This is a genomic window from Shewanella psychropiezotolerans (assembly GCF_007197555.1).
In the GTDB taxonomy this organism is placed as follows: Bacteria; Pseudomonadota; Gammaproteobacteria; order Enterobacterales; family Shewanellaceae; genus Shewanella; species Shewanella psychropiezotolerans.
The window spans coordinates 5,935,838-5,950,842 of record NZ_CP041614.1 but is presented as its reverse complement, the minus strand read 5'-3'; the positions used below and the strand labels follow the sequence as shown (position 1 = coordinate 5,950,842).

The 15,005-nt window shown below is 43.2% G+C and carries 17 protein-coding genes; 8 read left to right on the top strand and 9 right to left on the bottom strand.

Annotation, left to right across the window (positions count from 1 at the left end; all coding sequences use genetic code 11):
* Positions 1 to 15: 15 nt before the first annotated feature.
* The 3 genes from FM037_RS25985 to FM037_RS25975 all read right to left on the bottom strand — a co-directional run bounded on the left by FM037_RS25985 (position 16) and on the right by FM037_RS25975 (position 3,878).
* On the bottom strand, positions 16 to 2,079 hold the full coding sequence (locus FM037_RS25985; RefSeq protein WP_144048384.1) for a S9 family peptidase: 2,064 nt from the start codon (positions 2,077 to 2,079) through the stop codon (positions 16 to 18).
* A gap of 111 nt (positions 2,080 to 2,190) precedes the next feature.
* Complete coding sequence (locus FM037_RS25980; RefSeq protein ID WP_144048383.1) at positions 2,191 to 3,105, bottom strand: hypothetical protein; 915 nt, start codon at positions 3,103 to 3,105, stop codon at positions 2,191 to 2,193.
* Between the two features lie 377 nt (positions 3,106 to 3,482).
* Positions 3,483 to 3,878 carry a nitrous oxide-stimulated promoter family protein gene (locus FM037_RS25975; protein WP_144048382.1) on the bottom strand — a complete coding sequence of 132 codons (396 nt, stop codon included), beginning with the start codon at positions 3,876 to 3,878 and terminating at the stop codon, positions 3,483 to 3,485.
* Between the two features lie 382 nt (positions 3,879 to 4,260).
* Between FM037_RS25975 and FM037_RS28705 the strand changes: the two genes are divergently transcribed.
* The 6 genes from FM037_RS28705 to FM037_RS25940 all read left to right on the top strand — a co-directional run bounded on the left by FM037_RS28705 (position 4,261) and on the right by FM037_RS25940 (position 8,599).
* Positions 4,261 to 5,076 (top strand): hypothetical protein, encoded by an 816-nt coding sequence (locus FM037_RS28705; protein WP_185976915.1) that lies wholly within the window; start codon positions 4,261 to 4,263, stop codon positions 5,074 to 5,076.
* A 101-nt stretch (positions 5,077 to 5,177) separates the two neighbouring features.
* Complete coding sequence (locus FM037_RS25960) at positions 5,178 to 5,477, top strand: hypothetical protein (protein ID WP_144048380.1); 300 nt, start codon at positions 5,178 to 5,180, stop codon at positions 5,475 to 5,477.
* 132 nt (positions 5,478 to 5,609) lie between these two features.
* A complete protein-coding gene (locus FM037_RS25955) occupies positions 5,610 to 5,903 on the top strand; it encodes a DUF3630 family protein (protein WP_144048379.1) in 294 nt (97 codons plus the stop codon).
* Entirely contained in the window at positions 5,900 to 6,904 is a 1,005-nt protein-coding gene (locus FM037_RS25950) for a serine/threonine protein kinase (RefSeq protein WP_144048378.1), read from the top strand. Before FM037_RS25955 ends, FM037_RS25950 begins: the two co-directional genes overlap by 4 nt.
* A 135-nt stretch (positions 6,905 to 7,039) precedes the next feature.
* Positions 7,040 to 7,651, top strand: a complete 612-nt coding sequence (locus tag FM037_RS25945; protein ID WP_144048377.1) for a thiol:disulfide interchange protein DsbA/DsbL — start codon at positions 7,040 to 7,042, stop codon at positions 7,649 to 7,651.
* A gap of 735 nt (positions 7,652 to 8,386) precedes the next feature.
* The gene (locus tag FM037_RS25940; protein ID WP_077753430.1) at positions 8,387 to 8,599 is read left to right on the top strand and encodes a DUF1107 domain-containing protein; all 213 of its coding nucleotides are present in this window, start codon (positions 8,387 to 8,389) and stop codon (positions 8,597 to 8,599) included.
* A gap of 49 nt (positions 8,600 to 8,648) precedes the next feature.
* Here FM037_RS25940 and FM037_RS25935 read toward each other — a convergent pair whose 3' ends face one another.
* The 6 genes from FM037_RS25935 to FM037_RS25910 form a co-directional block, all read right to left on the bottom strand.
* Positions 8,649 to 8,852 (bottom strand): cell division protein ZapB, encoded by a 204-nt coding sequence (locus tag FM037_RS25935; RefSeq protein ID WP_144048376.1) that lies wholly within the window; start codon positions 8,850 to 8,852, stop codon positions 8,649 to 8,651.
* A gap of 236 nt (positions 8,853 to 9,088) precedes the next feature.
* A complete protein-coding gene (locus tag FM037_RS25930) occupies positions 9,089 to 9,373 on the bottom strand; it encodes a Rho-binding antiterminator (protein ID WP_144048375.1) in 285 nt (94 codons plus the stop codon).
* Positions 9,374 to 9,544: 171 nt separating this feature from the next.
* The gene (locus tag FM037_RS25925) at positions 9,545 to 10,111 is read right to left on the bottom strand and encodes an outer membrane beta-barrel protein (protein WP_144048374.1); all 567 of its coding nucleotides are present in this window, start codon (positions 10,109 to 10,111) and stop codon (positions 9,545 to 9,547) included.
* Between the two features lie 373 nt (positions 10,112 to 10,484).
* Complete coding sequence (locus FM037_RS25920; RefSeq protein WP_229381025.1) at positions 10,485 to 11,027, bottom strand: outer membrane beta-barrel protein; 543 nt, start codon at positions 11,025 to 11,027, stop codon at positions 10,485 to 10,487.
* Positions 11,028 to 11,141: 114 nt separating this feature from the next.
* Entirely contained in the window at positions 11,142 to 11,717 is a 576-nt protein-coding gene (locus FM037_RS25915; protein ID WP_144048372.1) for an outer membrane beta-barrel protein, read from the bottom strand.
* 257 nt (positions 11,718 to 11,974) lie between these two features.
* Positions 11,975 to 12,145 carry a hypothetical protein gene (locus tag FM037_RS25910; protein ID WP_185976914.1) on the bottom strand — a complete coding sequence of 57 codons (171 nt, stop codon included), beginning with the start codon at positions 12,143 to 12,145 and terminating at the stop codon, positions 11,975 to 11,977.
* A gap of 224 nt (positions 12,146 to 12,369) precedes the next feature.
* On the opposite strand from FM037_RS25910, the gene FM037_RS25905 reads away from it, so the two are divergent.
* Positions 12,370 to 13,728, top strand: coding sequence for an esterase/lipase family protein (locus FM037_RS25905; protein ID WP_144048371.1), 1,359 nt, complete (start codon positions 12,370 to 12,372; stop codon positions 13,726 to 13,728).
* 105 nt (positions 13,729 to 13,833) lie between these two features.
* A complete protein-coding gene (locus tag FM037_RS25900) occupies positions 13,834 to 14,922 on the top strand; it encodes a branched-chain amino acid aminotransferase (protein WP_144048370.1) in 1,089 nt (362 codons plus the stop codon).
* Positions 14,923 to 15,005: the final 83 nt, after the last annotated feature.

The window sequence follows — 15,005 nt, the reverse complement described above, 5'->3', positions numbered from 1 at the left end:
TTTAGCCTTGAACTTTTAATCGACAGCCTTGCCTAGAACATAATGTTCGAACCATTTCTGATCCCACTCCATCTTAGCTTTCCTGTGCTGATACTTGCTCAGTCCGTGGCCTTCACCTGGATAGACGATGAGTTCGACTGGCACATTCAGGTAATGCTTGAGGGCACGATAAAGACCTTGTGCATGACCTGCTGGTACGCGTTGATCATTTTCACCTATGTGGATCAGTGTTGGTGTCTTTATCTTGTCCGCATGGGTCAATGAAGAACCATGAGTGTAAGCATCAGGCTTCTCCCAGGGGAGTCCTTGCATAAAGTTGACCACATGACCTGGGGTGTCTTCCAGCATCCATTGCAGGCGTTGGTCGAATACACCAGCACCAGAACTCGCCGCCTTGAAGCGGGTATTTGTGCTGATGATGGCGTTGGTAAGATAGCCACCATTACTCCAGCCCATCACGGCCATCTTATCGCCATCGACAATGCCGTCGGCAATCAGTTGATCTACGCCAGCCATGATATCTTTGACTTCAATATCATGCTCCTTGCCGACCAAGTCAGTGAGGAATTTATCACCGTAGCCGGTGGATCCGCGATAGTTTGGCGACAGTAGCGCCCAGCCTTTTGCAGTAAATGTCGAACGACCATAGGATCTGTGTTGCAGTGCATAGGGTGTGGCAGATGTGGGCCCGCCGTGGATCTGTACGATTAGCGGCAGGGGACCGTCTTCTTTCTTGTATCCGGCGGGTAGATCTAATATCCCCTCGACACTCGTTCCATCTGGTGCTTGCCACTTAACTATCTGGATCTGCGGTAATATCCAGCTATCGACCTGAGGGTTGATATTGGTCATGCGTTTATATTTAGCGCGCTTGCTATCGGCGTCGGCGATAAACAGATCATAGAAATGATCCAGTCCATTGTGACTGAAGGCGAGCTTCTTGCCATTATGGCTGAAACTGTAGCTGCCGATGACCAGATCCCCTTTGATCACTGTACGGGTATCGCCCTGTTCATCGTCGTCTATCTCGGTACAGAATAGCTTAACGCGGGCATGATCGGCGCCGCGATAACAGATCTCGTCACTATTGGGACGCCAATGAATATTGGCTGCGCTTAGGGTCACATCATCGGGGCGAGTGATCTCGAGTAATGAACCTTTCGCCGTATTGCTGACGAAGAGTTTGCCCGGATGTCCATCGAAGTCGATTCTAAAGGCGAGTTGTTGATTGTCACTGTGCCAGTCTAAGCCGAGTAACCAGCCGTAGGGTGATGGCGCTTGCTCACGCCACGCCGTGTCTTCTAACACCTTGCTGGTCTTACTCTTGGTGTCATAGATCTCTATATCAGACCAACCTTCCAGATTAACTAGCTCATTATCTGATGTGGTAATACGGGCTATCTTACTGCCATCGTTATTGACGCTGAATTGCCATACCACCTTGTCATCGTCTAATACGAGCTGCTGTTTAAAATGCTGTAGATCGAGTTTATAAAGCGGGTTGGTCTTACGTTCACCATGGGCATATTCAGGTTTATCATGGCTGGCGCGCATGTCAGCCCATAGATCTTCATCTTTAACTGTTTTACTGGTCAGGAAGTAGAGGCTGTTACCATCATTGCTCACTGAGAAGGCGCTGACTCCTTCGACCTCTTTGGTCATAGGTACCGCTTCACCACCATTGTGACTAATTCTAAAAATTTGCTTCTTGCCGTTGAAAGGGGCTTTCTTATCCTCATGGGTGATCTTACTCAAGTAATAGATGTAAGTGCCATCCGGACTCCATTGTGGGCTAGACTCGCTCTCATTAGTAAAAGTGAGTCGAGTTGTCTGGCGGGTCTTAGTATTGACTTGCCACAGGTCTTTTTGTGATTTATCTAATTCTTTGTCCCAACGCGACTCGAGCCAGAGTGCCCGTTTACCATCAGGGCTAAGCTGCACACTGCTCATGCCGCCGATATCGAAGAAATCATCTGTGGTTATCTGATGGCTTCGGTCCGATGCCATTGAATATGATGTGGTAAACAGGAGACCCGCAGTGAGCACCGCAAGCTTAGAAATTGGATATGCCTTTCCCATCTTGATCCCTTATATGACTGGTTTTAGTTATTTTTTATTGCAGTCACCATAGCGTAAAACATCTTGGGCTTAAATGAAGAGAGTTAAAAAGTGTTAATATTTTTATTCAACTTAGCTGGTTTGATTACTGTTTTTATCTATTTGAGATTCCTCCTTTAACAGCTGCTGTAGGTAGTTGAGCTCCTCAGAGCTGAGTAGCTGAGTGCTGGCCTTATTTTTCAAAGCCCCTGAGTTTGTCGTGATGGTGAGGCGACCTCTTAGATAGGCGGCTCTGGTAATTTGTTGGAGCCTATAGATAGCCAGCACATATATTGTCAGTAACAGAGCTAAACGAGTAAAAGCTTGGGTTAACTCTGAGATTTGGTCGCCCAGATAGAAGGGCAATATGACCAAGACAGTACGTATCAGCCAATTTGCCATCATGGCGAACGTGAGCACCAATAACCAGCGAAATTTGATGTCCCGTAAACTTTCCTGATGTGCTTTATGCGTTCTTCCTCGGTACTTTTTGAGCATGCGGATGATTAGAATGAAATAAACGCAGGTCTGTATGGTGAGCAAGCTAGGTAATAATGCGCCTAACTTGCTTATTTGACTCATGTTGGATTCATTGCTGAGTTCGATGATGCTGACATCCGGAGCGAAATTTTTGCTCCATAACGAGGCTATGATGACCACTATGGCAACAATCAGTGCAAGGTAAAAATGTCTGGAGAAGTGAATAGAACGTCTAATATTATGCAGGCTTCTATAGCAGTAGAGGTACAGAAGTGGCATCAGGAGAAAGTATACCGGGATGATGAGAGTAAACAGCAGATGGATTGGTGCCGGAGAGTTATCTCGATTCAACATTCCGGTGAAGAAATACAGTGCCATTAAGCTGAATATGCTACCTAAAAGCTTGTGGTTACCATTGCCCTCTCGATAGATATAGCGGATATAGAGGCCCAAGGCGATACAATGAAGACCGCCCAGAAGTGATAACCACCAATAACTCTGTGAGAAAAAGCTGCTAAATTCATTCATACAAATTCATTGTCATCTCTACAGTAGGCAAGATCAAGATAAACAGGGTAAATAATCATCAATCTATAGAGTTTGAAATATATGTGCCACAAGATGATAATTATATACAAGCTTTGGTAAATGAAGCATTACATTGGCTAATAATGACCATTGAGTAAATTTATCGATCGCGGCTTATTGTTAATTACTGGCTGATGATTCAAGGCGACAGAATCAATCCCAGAATCGAATCTTAATACTGCAGTTCTGCGTTATGTATATTTAGCCGAGTGAGAGCATTCGGGAAGTTTTTTTTTACTTGCTGAATAGATAGGTATCAATATTTCTCGAGTTCAGCGAACTCGAGTCCTGAGAAGCAGGTAAGCAGTTTTTTCCTGCTATTGAGCTTCATCATTCTTTCTAAGGTGGCGGTTTGATTGGTTGAACGGAGGCTTGCCCGGAACCGGATCTCTACCCGATAGTAAGTGGCGTATTGCCATAATCGGATGAGGGAATAACATCTTTGGGCCCGCAAACACCATTATCTCTCTCGCTTTCTCCTTCATGTGGGGCTTGTAGCAATGAACAGGACACTTATTACAGGTTGGTTTATCTTGGCCGTATGGACAACGGTCCAGCTTGGTGTGGGCATAGACGAGAAAGTCTTGGCATTCTTGGCAGTCTGAAACTGGCTTGGCGTTATGCTTATGGGCTTTGCAATATATTTCGACCATGGCTGCGATGGTCTGATATTCGCGAAGTAATTTTCCGCTTAGCAGCTCTGAATTTGCCATATTCAATCCCCTAACGCTATCGATTTAACTGCACTTGTTGAGTCAATACTCAATAACAGTACCTTAGTGGTTTACTCGGTTATTATATCGCTTCATTCGAGTTAGTCTCAAAGTGGGTCGTCTAAACTATGAAGGGGCGCACAAAATGGTGGGTTATTGCCTTGTCACTTTAATTATTTTTCATCTGAGTCGGGTGTAAATAAAGATAAATTACTGCCAGAATAGTGGCTAGGGACTGTAAATTAAGAAAAAATATCTAAAAAGAGATATAAATACTTGATTTATAGCAAGAGAATGAATTAATAATATCGGTTACTATCTGTACATGGATAGGGAATATGCAGCCTGATACTAGGCTGGGGTCAATCACTGGTGGACGACAATGAAATATATAGCGATTATTTTGCTAGTTGCTTTAGGCATTTATCTGTACAAACGCGCTAAGAGACTTGCGGAAGATGAACAAGAGCAAAGCAGCATGCCTGCTGAAAAAGAGATATTCGACGAACCTAAGGCGGATGATACTCAGGAGACTGATGTTGATTCTAAGTCTGAAGAGCGAGTAGCTGAAGACAAAACGGCTGAGCAAATCGTTGAAAAAATCGAGTCTGAAGACGTAGAAAGGGCAAGGCCAATAGATGAGGGGCTAACTTTCGAGACTAAAGACTCCCTTGAGGTTAAAGAAGAGCTTGCCCCTTCTGAGCCTGAGGTGAAGCTTGCTGCAGAGCCAGAGCCAGAGCCAGAGCCAGAGCCAGAGCCAGAGCCAGAGCCAGAGCCAGCAGAAGATGAATCTAAAGTCGCAACGGTTGCGGTCACAGATGAGTCTTGGGCAAACGAAAAGTTGACTCTGGCGTTATCTGAATATCGCGGCGCATCGAATAATACGATAAAACATGTCGGCTTACTCGGAGCCATTGCCGAGTGTTATAAGCAACGTAAGCAAGCTCAATATAAAGAATATGGCGCGGCATTATCGCCATATTATTTGTCATTGTTTGCCGTGCTCGAGTCTCCATCATCTTACAAGGGCATAGGTTTCATGCACCTAGCTACTCTACTCAATGATTGTGGTGAGTTTGATAGTGCTATGGATGTTTGTCGTAAAGCTATAGAGTATGGTTTGAGCGATGGCACAGTAACGGGTTTCGAAGGGCGTGTTATACGTATCGAGAAAGCGAAGGCGAAATCATTGAAGTAACTCTTTTACTTAAAGGGGTATAACAAGTGTAAAATAGGCGAACTGAGTTTCGCCTTTTTTATTGGCTCTTGTTAACTTTTAAGAGCATTTATGGAGTTATTATGGGATTTCGTAAGTTAGTTTTTTTGGGGTTGTTGTCTTCATCTTTGACCGCTTGCACACAAAGCCCCGAGTGGACCTTATTCTATTATGCCGACGCTACAGAGATCCCTCAGGGAGCCGTGCAAAGTAAAAATATCTCAGGTTATTATGCCGAAGTAGACCAGTGCCTGATGAAGGGGGCTGGCATGGTAAAGGTCAGTGATTCAGGACAAGGCCGTTATCAGTGCGGTCTGCAATGTGTTACAACCCAAGATAAGGGCTTAAGTTGCAAGGAATTTGTTGATAAACAGGTATTCTAATCAAGTTAACGCATGACAGTGCAGAGAAGTGTTACCTGGTTGCTATTTTGAGGTCGAAATCTTATATGCTGCCTAATCCTCATCGTCTATTTACCGAGTCGCTCTTCATCTGATTTTACAGAGACAATATTAATGAAGTTAGAATCATTACAACTAGATCCAGTTGCAAACAGCTTGTCTATACAAGCCAAAATCGACTTTGAACAGTTTCATCTTTTTGCAGATCCGCTAGCGGCTGCCATGGATGCCAGAGTCATAGAGCGCCATGATGGAGCCGATAGGCATCAATGGTTGCTCATATTTGAAGGTACCCATATGCAACTCAATTATGAGTTTTATGCCGATATCTGCTGGCTCAGTGTTGAGAGTGAAGCCGAGTTTGAGGTGCTAGAGTATTTAGCGAGCTTGTTGAGGAGGTTATTATGAGTCTAGGTCAAACAGGATCTGGATTACATTATCAGGCATTAACTCCAGATCTTATCTTAGATGCAATTGAAAGCTTAGATATATTTCCAGAGACAGGATTATTAGCACTCAATAGTTATGAGAATCGCGTTTATCAGTTTCGTTGTGATAACGGTGTGCGTTATGTGGTGAAGTTTTATCGCCCTGAGCGTTGGAGTAATGCCCAGATCCAGGAAGAGCATGACTTTTCCCAGGCGTTATTCGATGAAGAGATACCGATTGCAACGCCGCTGATCATTAATGACCGCTCATTGCATGAGTATAAAGGTTTCAGATTCGCCCTGTTTCCCTCCATAGGCGGTCGTGCGTTTGAGGTAGATAACTTAGAGCAGTTAGAGGCAACAGGGCGCTTCATTGGTCGTATCCATCAATATTCGAAGCAGGGGCAGTTTGCCCATAGGGATCTCGTGAACCCACAGGTCTTGGGGGATGAGTCTCTGCTTTGGTTGAAGGAATCGGGACATGTACCATCATCCTTGGTGTTACCCTATTTCACTATTGTCGAACAGGTATTGGATAAATCGAAGGAGATCTGGAATCAGCAGAATCCCAAGCATATACGTTTACATGGGGATCTTCATCCGGGCAATATCTTGTGGACTCCCGATGGCCCTGGATTCGTCGATCTGGATGATGCGCGCACAGGGCCGGCAATTCAAGATCTGTGGATGATGATCACCGGTGATAGCTCACAGAGGCAACTTCAGTTAGAGATCTTGCTGGAAGCTTACGAAGAGTTTTGTGAGTTTGATGCTAAAGAGCTAAGGCTGATTGAGCCATTAAGAGCTATGCGCATGTTGCATTACAATGCTTGGCTCAGTCGTCGCTGGGAAGATCCGGCATTCCCGATGAATTTTCCCTGGTATGCAGAGGAGAGATATTGGGAGCAGCAGATCCTCTCGTTTAAGGAGCAATTGGCAATCCTGAATGAGCCTGCACTGAGTTTGATTCCAGGCTATTGAGGCTAGTGACTTGTTTGAACTCTCATTTTGTAACAGAAAAATGAACTAATGCTCTTGAGGTACACTCGAAAGAACATTATGTTATTCTCCAAATTATTAAGATCACGCTGCGTAACGCGCGAAAAAGGAATCATCATGAAAAAAGCATTATTGATTGCCCTGGCTCTATTTATGGCCCCTATGGCTGCCATGGCTGTAGATTATAAAGAGGGAGTTCACTACACAGTGATCAATCAGGGGCCTGCGACGGCGAAACCTGAGATTACCGAATTTTTCTCATTCTACTGTGGTCATTGCTACAATTTTTCTAAGACCGAAGTGCCAAAAATTAAGGCTAACCTTCCTGAAGGTGTCGTTTTTAAGCAGAATCATGTGGACTTCATCGGTAGAGAGATGGGCGTCGAGATGTCTCGGGCATTCGCCGTTGCTCACCAGTTAAAAGTCGAAGATAAGATAGAGAAGGCAATTTTTGCAGCGATTCATGATAAGAAGCAACACTTCACTAGTCGTGATGACGTGCGTAAGCTATTTATCGCTAACGGTGTAGAAGGTAAGACGTTCGATGCTGCAGCAGATTCATTTATGGTCAGTGCACAGATGTCACAGATGAAGCGTGCCACGACTAATGCCAAGATCTCAGGCGTACCAACGCTGGTGGTCAATGGTAAGTATCGTGTCGAGACTGGTGCTATCAAGTCTTATGACGAGCTTCTCGACATCGCCTACTACCTGACTTCAATGAAATAAGCTTATTTCAGCCATAATGAGTTTATCCTAAAGGAGCCTATCGGCTCCTTTTTTGTGTCGTGTCTGGACTGCTTGTAATCAAGAGTCGTAATAAAGAGCGGTGTCGATTGCCCATGGGCCGATGATGTTCCCGACATCATTGCGGCATTCCCTTGTCTGCCCCATATGGATATGGGAAATGTCTTCGGAATGTATGGAACATTTAAGACCGTGAGGGTCAAGGTGAACAATCGGCTTTGTGTCTGGACTGCTTGTAATCAAGAGTCGTAATAAAGAGCGGTGTCGATTGCCCACGGGCCGTTGATGCTTTGCTTGAGGGCTTTCTCTGCCTGAATGACACATAATTTTATGAAGAGTTTAGCTATTGGATGCTTGAATGCGTTAAGCAAGACTTGCCTTAGGGTCTTATACTTATTTTAAAAGCATAAAAAAAACCGTATTTCCTGGTCGCAAGAAATACGGTCATCGAGCCATAGGGCTCAGTTTTACCCTGAGTAACCATTCTAATCTAGCAGGGTGTCAATTTATTGGCAAGCGACAATTAAAAATATTTATTGGTTATAGGTCTGATTGACAAGAAAAAGTTTTACCGTTGCGGATACTGTTTCAATTATTTACAAAAAAAACATTTATTAATGAAACTCTCATGGTAAAACATGTGTCCAACTCAGAGTCGAGTTCAAAAAATAATAAAGCGGTTTAGTAGTTAGTAAACAGTTATAACAAGGAGGCCATGTGAGAGTTTTTCCTGTCTATGCACCAAAGCTTATCGTGAAACATGCGCGTATTTTTTTATCTGGAGTGATCTGGGTAAAAGATCTAGGTCGTTTAGAGTTTGAGAAAGGGAGATTTTTATTACCAAGGAAGAGCTTACCGCAAGTAAAACAAGCCATTATAGAACTTAATGAATTGATCGAGGCTCAAACTAGCGAAGCGAAGATGGCTTAAGTCTTCGCTCATGCTATAAAAGGCAGTACAGAGAGTCTGACTCTCTGTACTAGCTCACTTCTTCATTGAGCAAGCCAACGAGTCCGGTGACTTTTTCGTTCCAAGAATTAAGATCTTGGCTCAGCTGTTGGTTTTGCTCAATAAGGCTAATGCCTTTCTGCTTCTCTTCTTCAAGCTCCATTTTCAATAGCTCAATAGTTTCGAGTGTTGCTTGGATTTTTGTTTCCAGCTTGGACAGTAGTTCAAGGCTCATGGGAGTCCTAATAGTTTCTGGATGGTGTGATTATTCTATCAGCGCAGGGACTCTAGTGAATAGTTAATTATGCTCAATGATGAAAAAATTCGTTGAAAACTGAAAGGAAATGGCTTTTTTCTGTGCTTGTTGCTTAAGGGTTAGTAAAAGAGTCATTTTTTAACTAGAAAATTGCGACCCTTATTGGGTATTTACTTACAGGTGTCTTACTGTGGACAGTCAGTAACATAATTTAATTATGTTATCTGGACTTCTATTTTTTCAAAGCTGGCATCTTTAGAGATAGGAGTGAAAGCGACTATCTGATCGAGTCTAATAGAGATTGTTTTCAGCTCTTGCCCCTGATCCTGTTTCAGCTTGATCATCAGGTATTCCGATTTATCCCGGCGAGTTTCTATATTTAATGCAGTGCCTGTTATAGTTTTCTTGCCTGTTAACTCAATAACCAGAGAATAAGATCTCATGCAAGCTAGTTCTAGGTAATCATGAATTCCGCAATCTAATATCTTGTAAGTGCTCATAGTGTTTTCATGTAACAAAGGGAGTAGAACAGATTAGATTGAATTTATCGGGATGAATAGTGTTTGTTATTTCTAGGGGACTTAATGAGGCATTTGAGTAAACAAATACAGGTTGTTCCAGAAATACAGACGTAAAAAAGCCCCTCGCGGGGCTCTTCTTAAAATTATTGTTTAGAAGCGGTAATCAACACCTAGATAAACTTGCTGAGTATCGTTAAGAGAGAAAGTTCCCTTATTGGCACCATTAGATATATCTAGATCATAATCTTGCTTCAGGTAACGGTAGCCTATTTCAGTGCTTAGTTTGTCATTGATCTTGTACATGAAACCTGTCTGGCCACCCCAAACGAAGGTATTCTTAGAGCTGAAGTCTTTAGAGTCAGGGCTAGTGTGATTCATACCAGCTGTAGCACCGACAAACCAGTTAAGTTTGTTACTAGCATCCAGACCGATTAGGTAGTCATATGACATTAAGAAACCTTGTTGCTTTGCAATATCATCTGAGTTGTACGAGTAAGTACCGTAAACACGGTTATTATCATTTAAGTAAGCACCACCGCGTACTTGGTATGTCATATCCTTTTGCTTGTCTTTATCTTTTCCTTCTAGCAAAGAATCTGTTTTGTAGGTGTCTTGTTGGTAACCTACTGCACCACCGATGAACCAGTCTGCAGCCATCGTTGGGGCTGACATTGCTGTGGCGATTACTGCTGCTAATGCTAAAGATTTGGTTTTCATAATATGTTCTCACTCTTTGGAATTATTGTGACTCAAATTTAAGTAACTTATGTTCAGTTACTTAGATTTAAGCGACTTAAATTTAAGTCATTTGTTTTTCGTTGAGGGCATACTAGTCGGATCAGTCTGAACGATAACTGAATGGAATAATAGAACGCTGTTTTATGAGGGATTAGAATAAGGAGTTATTCTTTAGTCGTACTGCTCTATGTTGCTGATTATCTTTGTTTTTTTAGTTGTCGTTATGGTTTTTTGTTTTAAATGTTTTTCTTTTTATTAAGAACTTTAATTAAACTTTATATCACATTGATTTTTTGGATTACTGATAAACGAAAAAAGCCCCATAAGGGGCTTTAACAATGTGCTTTCAGAATTAGAAGCGGTAGTCGACGGCAAGATAGATATGATGGTTGTGGTCTGTATTCATTGCGCCTTCAGTCTCTGTCGCTGCAAACTTTATATCTTGTGTCAAGTAACGGTAACCTACCTCTGTGCTAATGCTGTCGGTGATCTTATACATAAGACCTGTTTGACCACCCCAGGCGAAGCCGTTTTTAGAGCTACGTCCATCTTGTTTTGGGTTTAAGTGGGTAACCCCCGCTGTTGCGCCGACAAACCAGTTTAGGCTTTTGCTAGCATTTAGACCGATCAAATAATCATAAGAAACTAAGAAGCTCTGCTGCTTTGATAGATATTCAGAGAAATAGGAATAAGTACCGTAGACACGAGAGTGATCGTTCAGGTAAGCACCACCACGTAGTTCATATGCTATACCTTCCTCAGATGAGTTCCTAGACATGCTATTGTCGGGAGTATCACCTTGTATTTGCAAAGAAGAACCAGTCTTATAGTTGGTCTGATGTTCTGCTATACCGCCACCGACAAACCATTCGGTTGCCATTGTTGGAGCTGACATAATTGTTGCGATTGCTGCTGCTAACACTAAAGATTGGGTTTTCATAAATTACTCTCATTCAGAAATTAAATAGACGAAAGCCCCATAAGGGGCTTTAACAATGTGCTTTCAGAGTTAGAAACGGTAGTCGACGGCAAGATAGACTTGCTGGCTATTGTCTAGGTTGAATGCATGAGTGTCTTCGCTTGCTTTAAATTCATGATCTTGCTTTAGGTAACGATAGCCAAACTCAGTACTTATGTTGTCGGTGAACTTATACATAAGACCTGTTTGCCCACCCCAGACGAATCGATTTTTTGAGCTTAGTTCATCAGTCTTAGGGCTAAAGTGGTTAACACCAGCTGTTGCGCCGATAAACCAGTTCAGCTTGTTACTTTCACCTAAACTAACTAAGTAATCATATGATATTAATAGGCTTTGCTGTCTGGAGAAATGATCAGAGTTGATGGAATAAGTTCCATAAACTCGATTGTTTTCATTCAAGAAAGCGCCACCACGTAGTTCATAGGTGATATTGTTTTCAGTATCTCGAGAGCTTGTAGTGCCATTTCCGGTTACAGATGGAGCTGTACTTTTATGGGTATTTTGTTGTGCACCAAGCCCGCCACCGACAAACCATTCGGTTGCCATCGTTGGGGCTGACATAATTGTTGCGATTGCTGCTGCTAACACTAAAGATTGGGTTTTCATAAATTACTCTCACTCAGAAATTAATATGTTTCGATTTTCGACGGGCGCATACTAGTTTGGTTAGTCTGAACATTAACTGAATGGAATAAGAGGGTTGAGTTAATAATGAACAAGTATAAGGGCTTGTTCCTTAATTATATTTTTGTATGGATTTGATTTTAGAGTATTTAATCTAAAGTGTGTTGTTTGTAATAATTTTCATGTTTTAAAATGAATAATGAGAAGCGTAAATAAATAGTGATTAAGTATTCATCAAGTCAGTTTAAAGTTGGTCCAAGTGAAGGAGTGAGTTCCTGTTTATAACCATTTTGTTGTGCACCAACACCACCACCACCAACAAACCAATCGGCGGCCATAGAAGGCATTGCAAATGCGGATGTGATCACAGCCGCTAAAACTAAGGTTTTCTTATTCATCTTGTTGTTCATAAAAGTGCTCTTATTGTGGGTACGGGTCTTGTTGTGGGGGCATAGTAAGTGAACCGGGCTGAACCTTAACTGAATATTAAATTAGTATTAACTGGCTTGTGTTCCCGTGTGGCTTGTGGGAAATCTGTACTTTTTATAAAGCTCAAAGGAAAATATATCAGCTTGTTTTTACTCCCATGATTGATATATTAACTATCTGAAATATAAACTTAATTGAGGTTGTGATGAAGCTGGTTTTTGTTCATGGTTGGAGCGTGACTAGTACTGATACCTATGGTGAGTTACCCCAAGCCTTAACTAAGCTAGCGGATCCTGAACTTAAGCTAGATATCCAACATATTCATCTTGGTCGCTATATCAGTTTCAACGATGAGGTGACGTTAGAGGATATTTCAATTGCCTTCGAAGCGGCGCGCCTTAGAGAGCTGGGTGATGAGACATTTTCTGTTATCACTCACTCTACGGGTGGCCCCGTGATCCGTGCCTGGCTTGAACGTTACTATGGCAAAAGCTTAATCCAAGCGCCCCTCAATCACTTGATCATGTTAGCTCCTGCTAATCACGGTTCGGCATTAGCTCAGATAGGAAAATCCAGAGTCAGCAGGCTCAAGGCTTGGTTCGACGGTGTTGAGCCTGGCCAGAGGGTGCTCGATTGGCTGGAATTAGGCAGTGATGGCCAACATGTATTGAATCTACACTGGTTAAGTTACAGTTTTAGTGAGGCAGGTATTTTCCCCTTTGTGCTCACTGGTGAGAAGATAGACACTAGCTTGTATGACTATATGAATAGTTATACTGCTGAGCCTGGCTCTGACGGTGTGGTGAGAAGCGCCGCAGCGAATATGAATTTCTCATATATACGCCTAGCCCAAGAAGCCGAGCTGACTTGTACGGGATTTGAAGGTGACTGTGTGAGTCGGTTGACTCTGGCCGAGTATAAAGTACCGCTGCAGGAGTGCGCATTCGAGATCATCCCGAGAGCCTGTCATAGTCAGGGTGCTATGGGTATCATGGCTTCAGTGACGCGAAAAAATGCCAGTAAGAAGAGGGTGGTCTCTTCGATACTCGAGTGTTTATCTGTTGGAATTAGCAGTCAATATGCTGCTGTATCTGAGGCTATGGTGTTGCGTTCGGACAAGGTAAAGAAAAAGCTGCGTCATAGCATGTTAGTGGTGCGAGTCACGGATGACCTTGGACATAAGGTGACGGATTTCGATTTATATCTACTCAGTGGAGCTGATTTTAATCCTGGCAAGTTACCTAAAGGCTTTATGCTGGATAAGCAAAAAAATAGCCAAAATTGTAATTGCATTACCCTGTATCTGGATACTAATAAGCTACTATCTGTGGCCGAGGGGAAAATGGGGTTTAAAATTGTTCCCAGGCCAGATTCTGGGTTCAGCTATTATCGAACCGCCGAATATCATTGCGAGCCCAAGCAGGTGAGTCAGTTAATTAAGCCTGATCAGACGACACTCGTTGATATCGTGTTGAAACGCCATATTCATTCTGAGACCTTCACCTTAGTTAGCACTGATGAGGCTGGCAGTTTTGCATCTCTTGCTGGGATGCAGAAAGAGTAAACTTGCAAGCTTGCCAAGGTATGATTTTAATCGCAGTCCCCATTCTGCTTGACTTTACCGCCGTCCATCCATAGTCTGCTTATTCAGTAATCAAGGTGGTATGCAATGCAAATAAACTATAATTTAAAACCTGCGTCTGAGCGCCGTACTGAACAGTTCGAGCCTAAAGAAAATGTGGGCTTCGGTAACCTCAGAACCGATCATATGTTTTTAATGGATTATCGCGACGGAGAGTGGCGTGATCCTAGAGTTGTACCTTATGGGCCTTTTCAAATTGCACCTGGTGCCATCGCCCTGCACTACGGTCAATCAGTGTTCGAAGGTGCTAAGGCATTCAAGCACGATGACGATGAGATCTATACCTTTCGTTTGAATAAGAATGCCGAACGTCTCAATCGTTCTGCCGATATTCTCTGTATTCCAGCCTTGGATGAATCGATGCAACTCAAGGCGATTAATGCCCTCATAGATGTCGACAGACTCTGGTTCCCGATGCAGGAAGATGCCTGCCTCTATATCAGGCCGTTTATCTTCGCTACCGAAGACAGATTGTCGGTGAGCCCGAGTGAAGAGTACACCTTCTGTGTGATCTTGAGCCCGAGTGGCCCTTATTATTCAGATGGTTTCGATAAGGCGATTCGTTTACTGATCAGCGAGCGTTTCCATCGCGCCGTGTCCGGTGGAACCGGTGCGTCGAAGGCTGCGGGTAACTATGCTGCCTCATTGAAAGCGGGTAAGGCTGCTGCCGAATACGGTGCGGCTCAGGTCTTGTATCTTGATGCTAACAACAAACAGATCGAAGAAGTCGGCGCAATGAATCACTTTCACGTGCTGAAAGATGGCACTGTGATCATCCCTACGTTTACCGATACGATTCTTAAATCGATCACCTCAGAGTCGATTTTGGAACTCGGTGACTTGCTAGGTTGCGTCGTTCGTCAAGAGACTGTGATGCTGGATAAGTTTATCGCAGATATCGAGTCAGGTGAGATTATCGAGGCTGGAGGTTTTGGTACTGCGGCTGTGGTATCGCCTGTCGGTTCTTACATCTTCGAAGATAACCGTGTCGTGACTGTGGGTGATGGTCACGTGGGTAAGAATACTCGCCGTATCTACCAGGTATTGACGGATATCCAGAAGGGCAAGATCGAAGGCCCTCAAGGTTGGATGCAGCTGGTAAATCGAATTACTTAGTCATTTGTTCACTGACAAATCGACAAAATTAATAAAGGCGCTGTAAAGCGCCTTTATTGTGCCTGGATTTACCGTTCGATATT

Excerpts from the sequence above, each read along its gene's own strand:
- FM037_RS25950 (WP_144048378.1), top strand. The coding sequence starts at position 5,900 with ATGAGTCTAGGTCAAACAGGATCTGGATTACATTATCAGGCATTAACT.
- FM037_RS25930 (WP_144048375.1), bottom strand. The coding sequence starts at position 9,373 with ATGAGCACTTACAAGATATTAGATTGCGGAATTCATGATTACCTAGAA.
- FM037_RS25945 (WP_144048377.1), top strand. The coding sequence starts at position 7,040 with ATGAAAAAAGCATTATTGATTGCCCTGGCTCTATTTATGGCCCCTATG.
- FM037_RS25960 (WP_144048380.1), top strand. The coding sequence starts at position 5,178 with ATGGGATTTCGTAAGTTAGTTTTTTTGGGGTTGTTGTCTTCATCTTTG.
- FM037_RS25920 (WP_229381025.1), bottom strand. The coding sequence starts at position 11,027 with ATGTCAGCTCCAACAATGGCAACCGAATGGTTTGTCGGTGGCGGTATA.
- FM037_RS25905 (WP_144048371.1), top strand. The coding sequence starts at position 12,370 with ATGAAGCTGGTTTTTGTTCATGGTTGGAGCGTGACTAGTACTGATACC.
- FM037_RS25955 (WP_144048379.1), top strand. The coding sequence starts at position 5,610 with ATGAAGTTAGAATCATTACAACTAGATCCAGTTGCAAACAGCTTGTCT.
- FM037_RS25925 (WP_144048374.1), bottom strand. The coding sequence starts at position 10,111 with ATGAAAACCAAATCTTTAGCATTAGCAGCAGTAATCGCCACAGCAATG.
- FM037_RS25975 (WP_144048382.1), bottom strand. The coding sequence starts at position 3,878 with ATGGCAAATTCAGAGCTGCTAAGCGGAAAATTACTTCGCGAATATCAG.
- FM037_RS25980 (WP_144048383.1), bottom strand. The coding sequence starts at position 3,105 with ATGAATGAATTTAGCAGCTTTTTCTCACAGAGTTATTGGTGGTTATCA.
- FM037_RS25935 (WP_144048376.1), bottom strand. The coding sequence starts at position 8,852 with ATGAGCCTTGAACTACTGTCCAAGCTGGAAACAAAAATCCAAGCAACA.
- FM037_RS25915 (WP_144048372.1), bottom strand. The coding sequence starts at position 11,717 with ATGAAAACCCAATCTTTAGTGTTAGCAGCAGCAATCGCAACAATTATG.
- FM037_RS25900 (WP_144048370.1), top strand. The coding sequence starts at position 13,834 with ATGCAAATAAACTATAATTTAAAACCTGCGTCTGAGCGCCGTACTGAA.
- FM037_RS25910 (WP_185976914.1), bottom strand. The coding sequence starts at position 12,145 with ATGAACAACAAGATGAATAAGAAAACCTTAGTTTTAGCGGCTGTGATC.
- FM037_RS28705 (WP_185976915.1), top strand. The coding sequence starts at position 4,261 with ATGAAATATATAGCGATTATTTTGCTAGTTGCTTTAGGCATTTATCTG.
- FM037_RS25985 (WP_144048384.1), bottom strand. The coding sequence starts at position 2,079 with ATGGGAAAGGCATATCCAATTTCTAAGCTTGCGGTGCTCACTGCGGGT.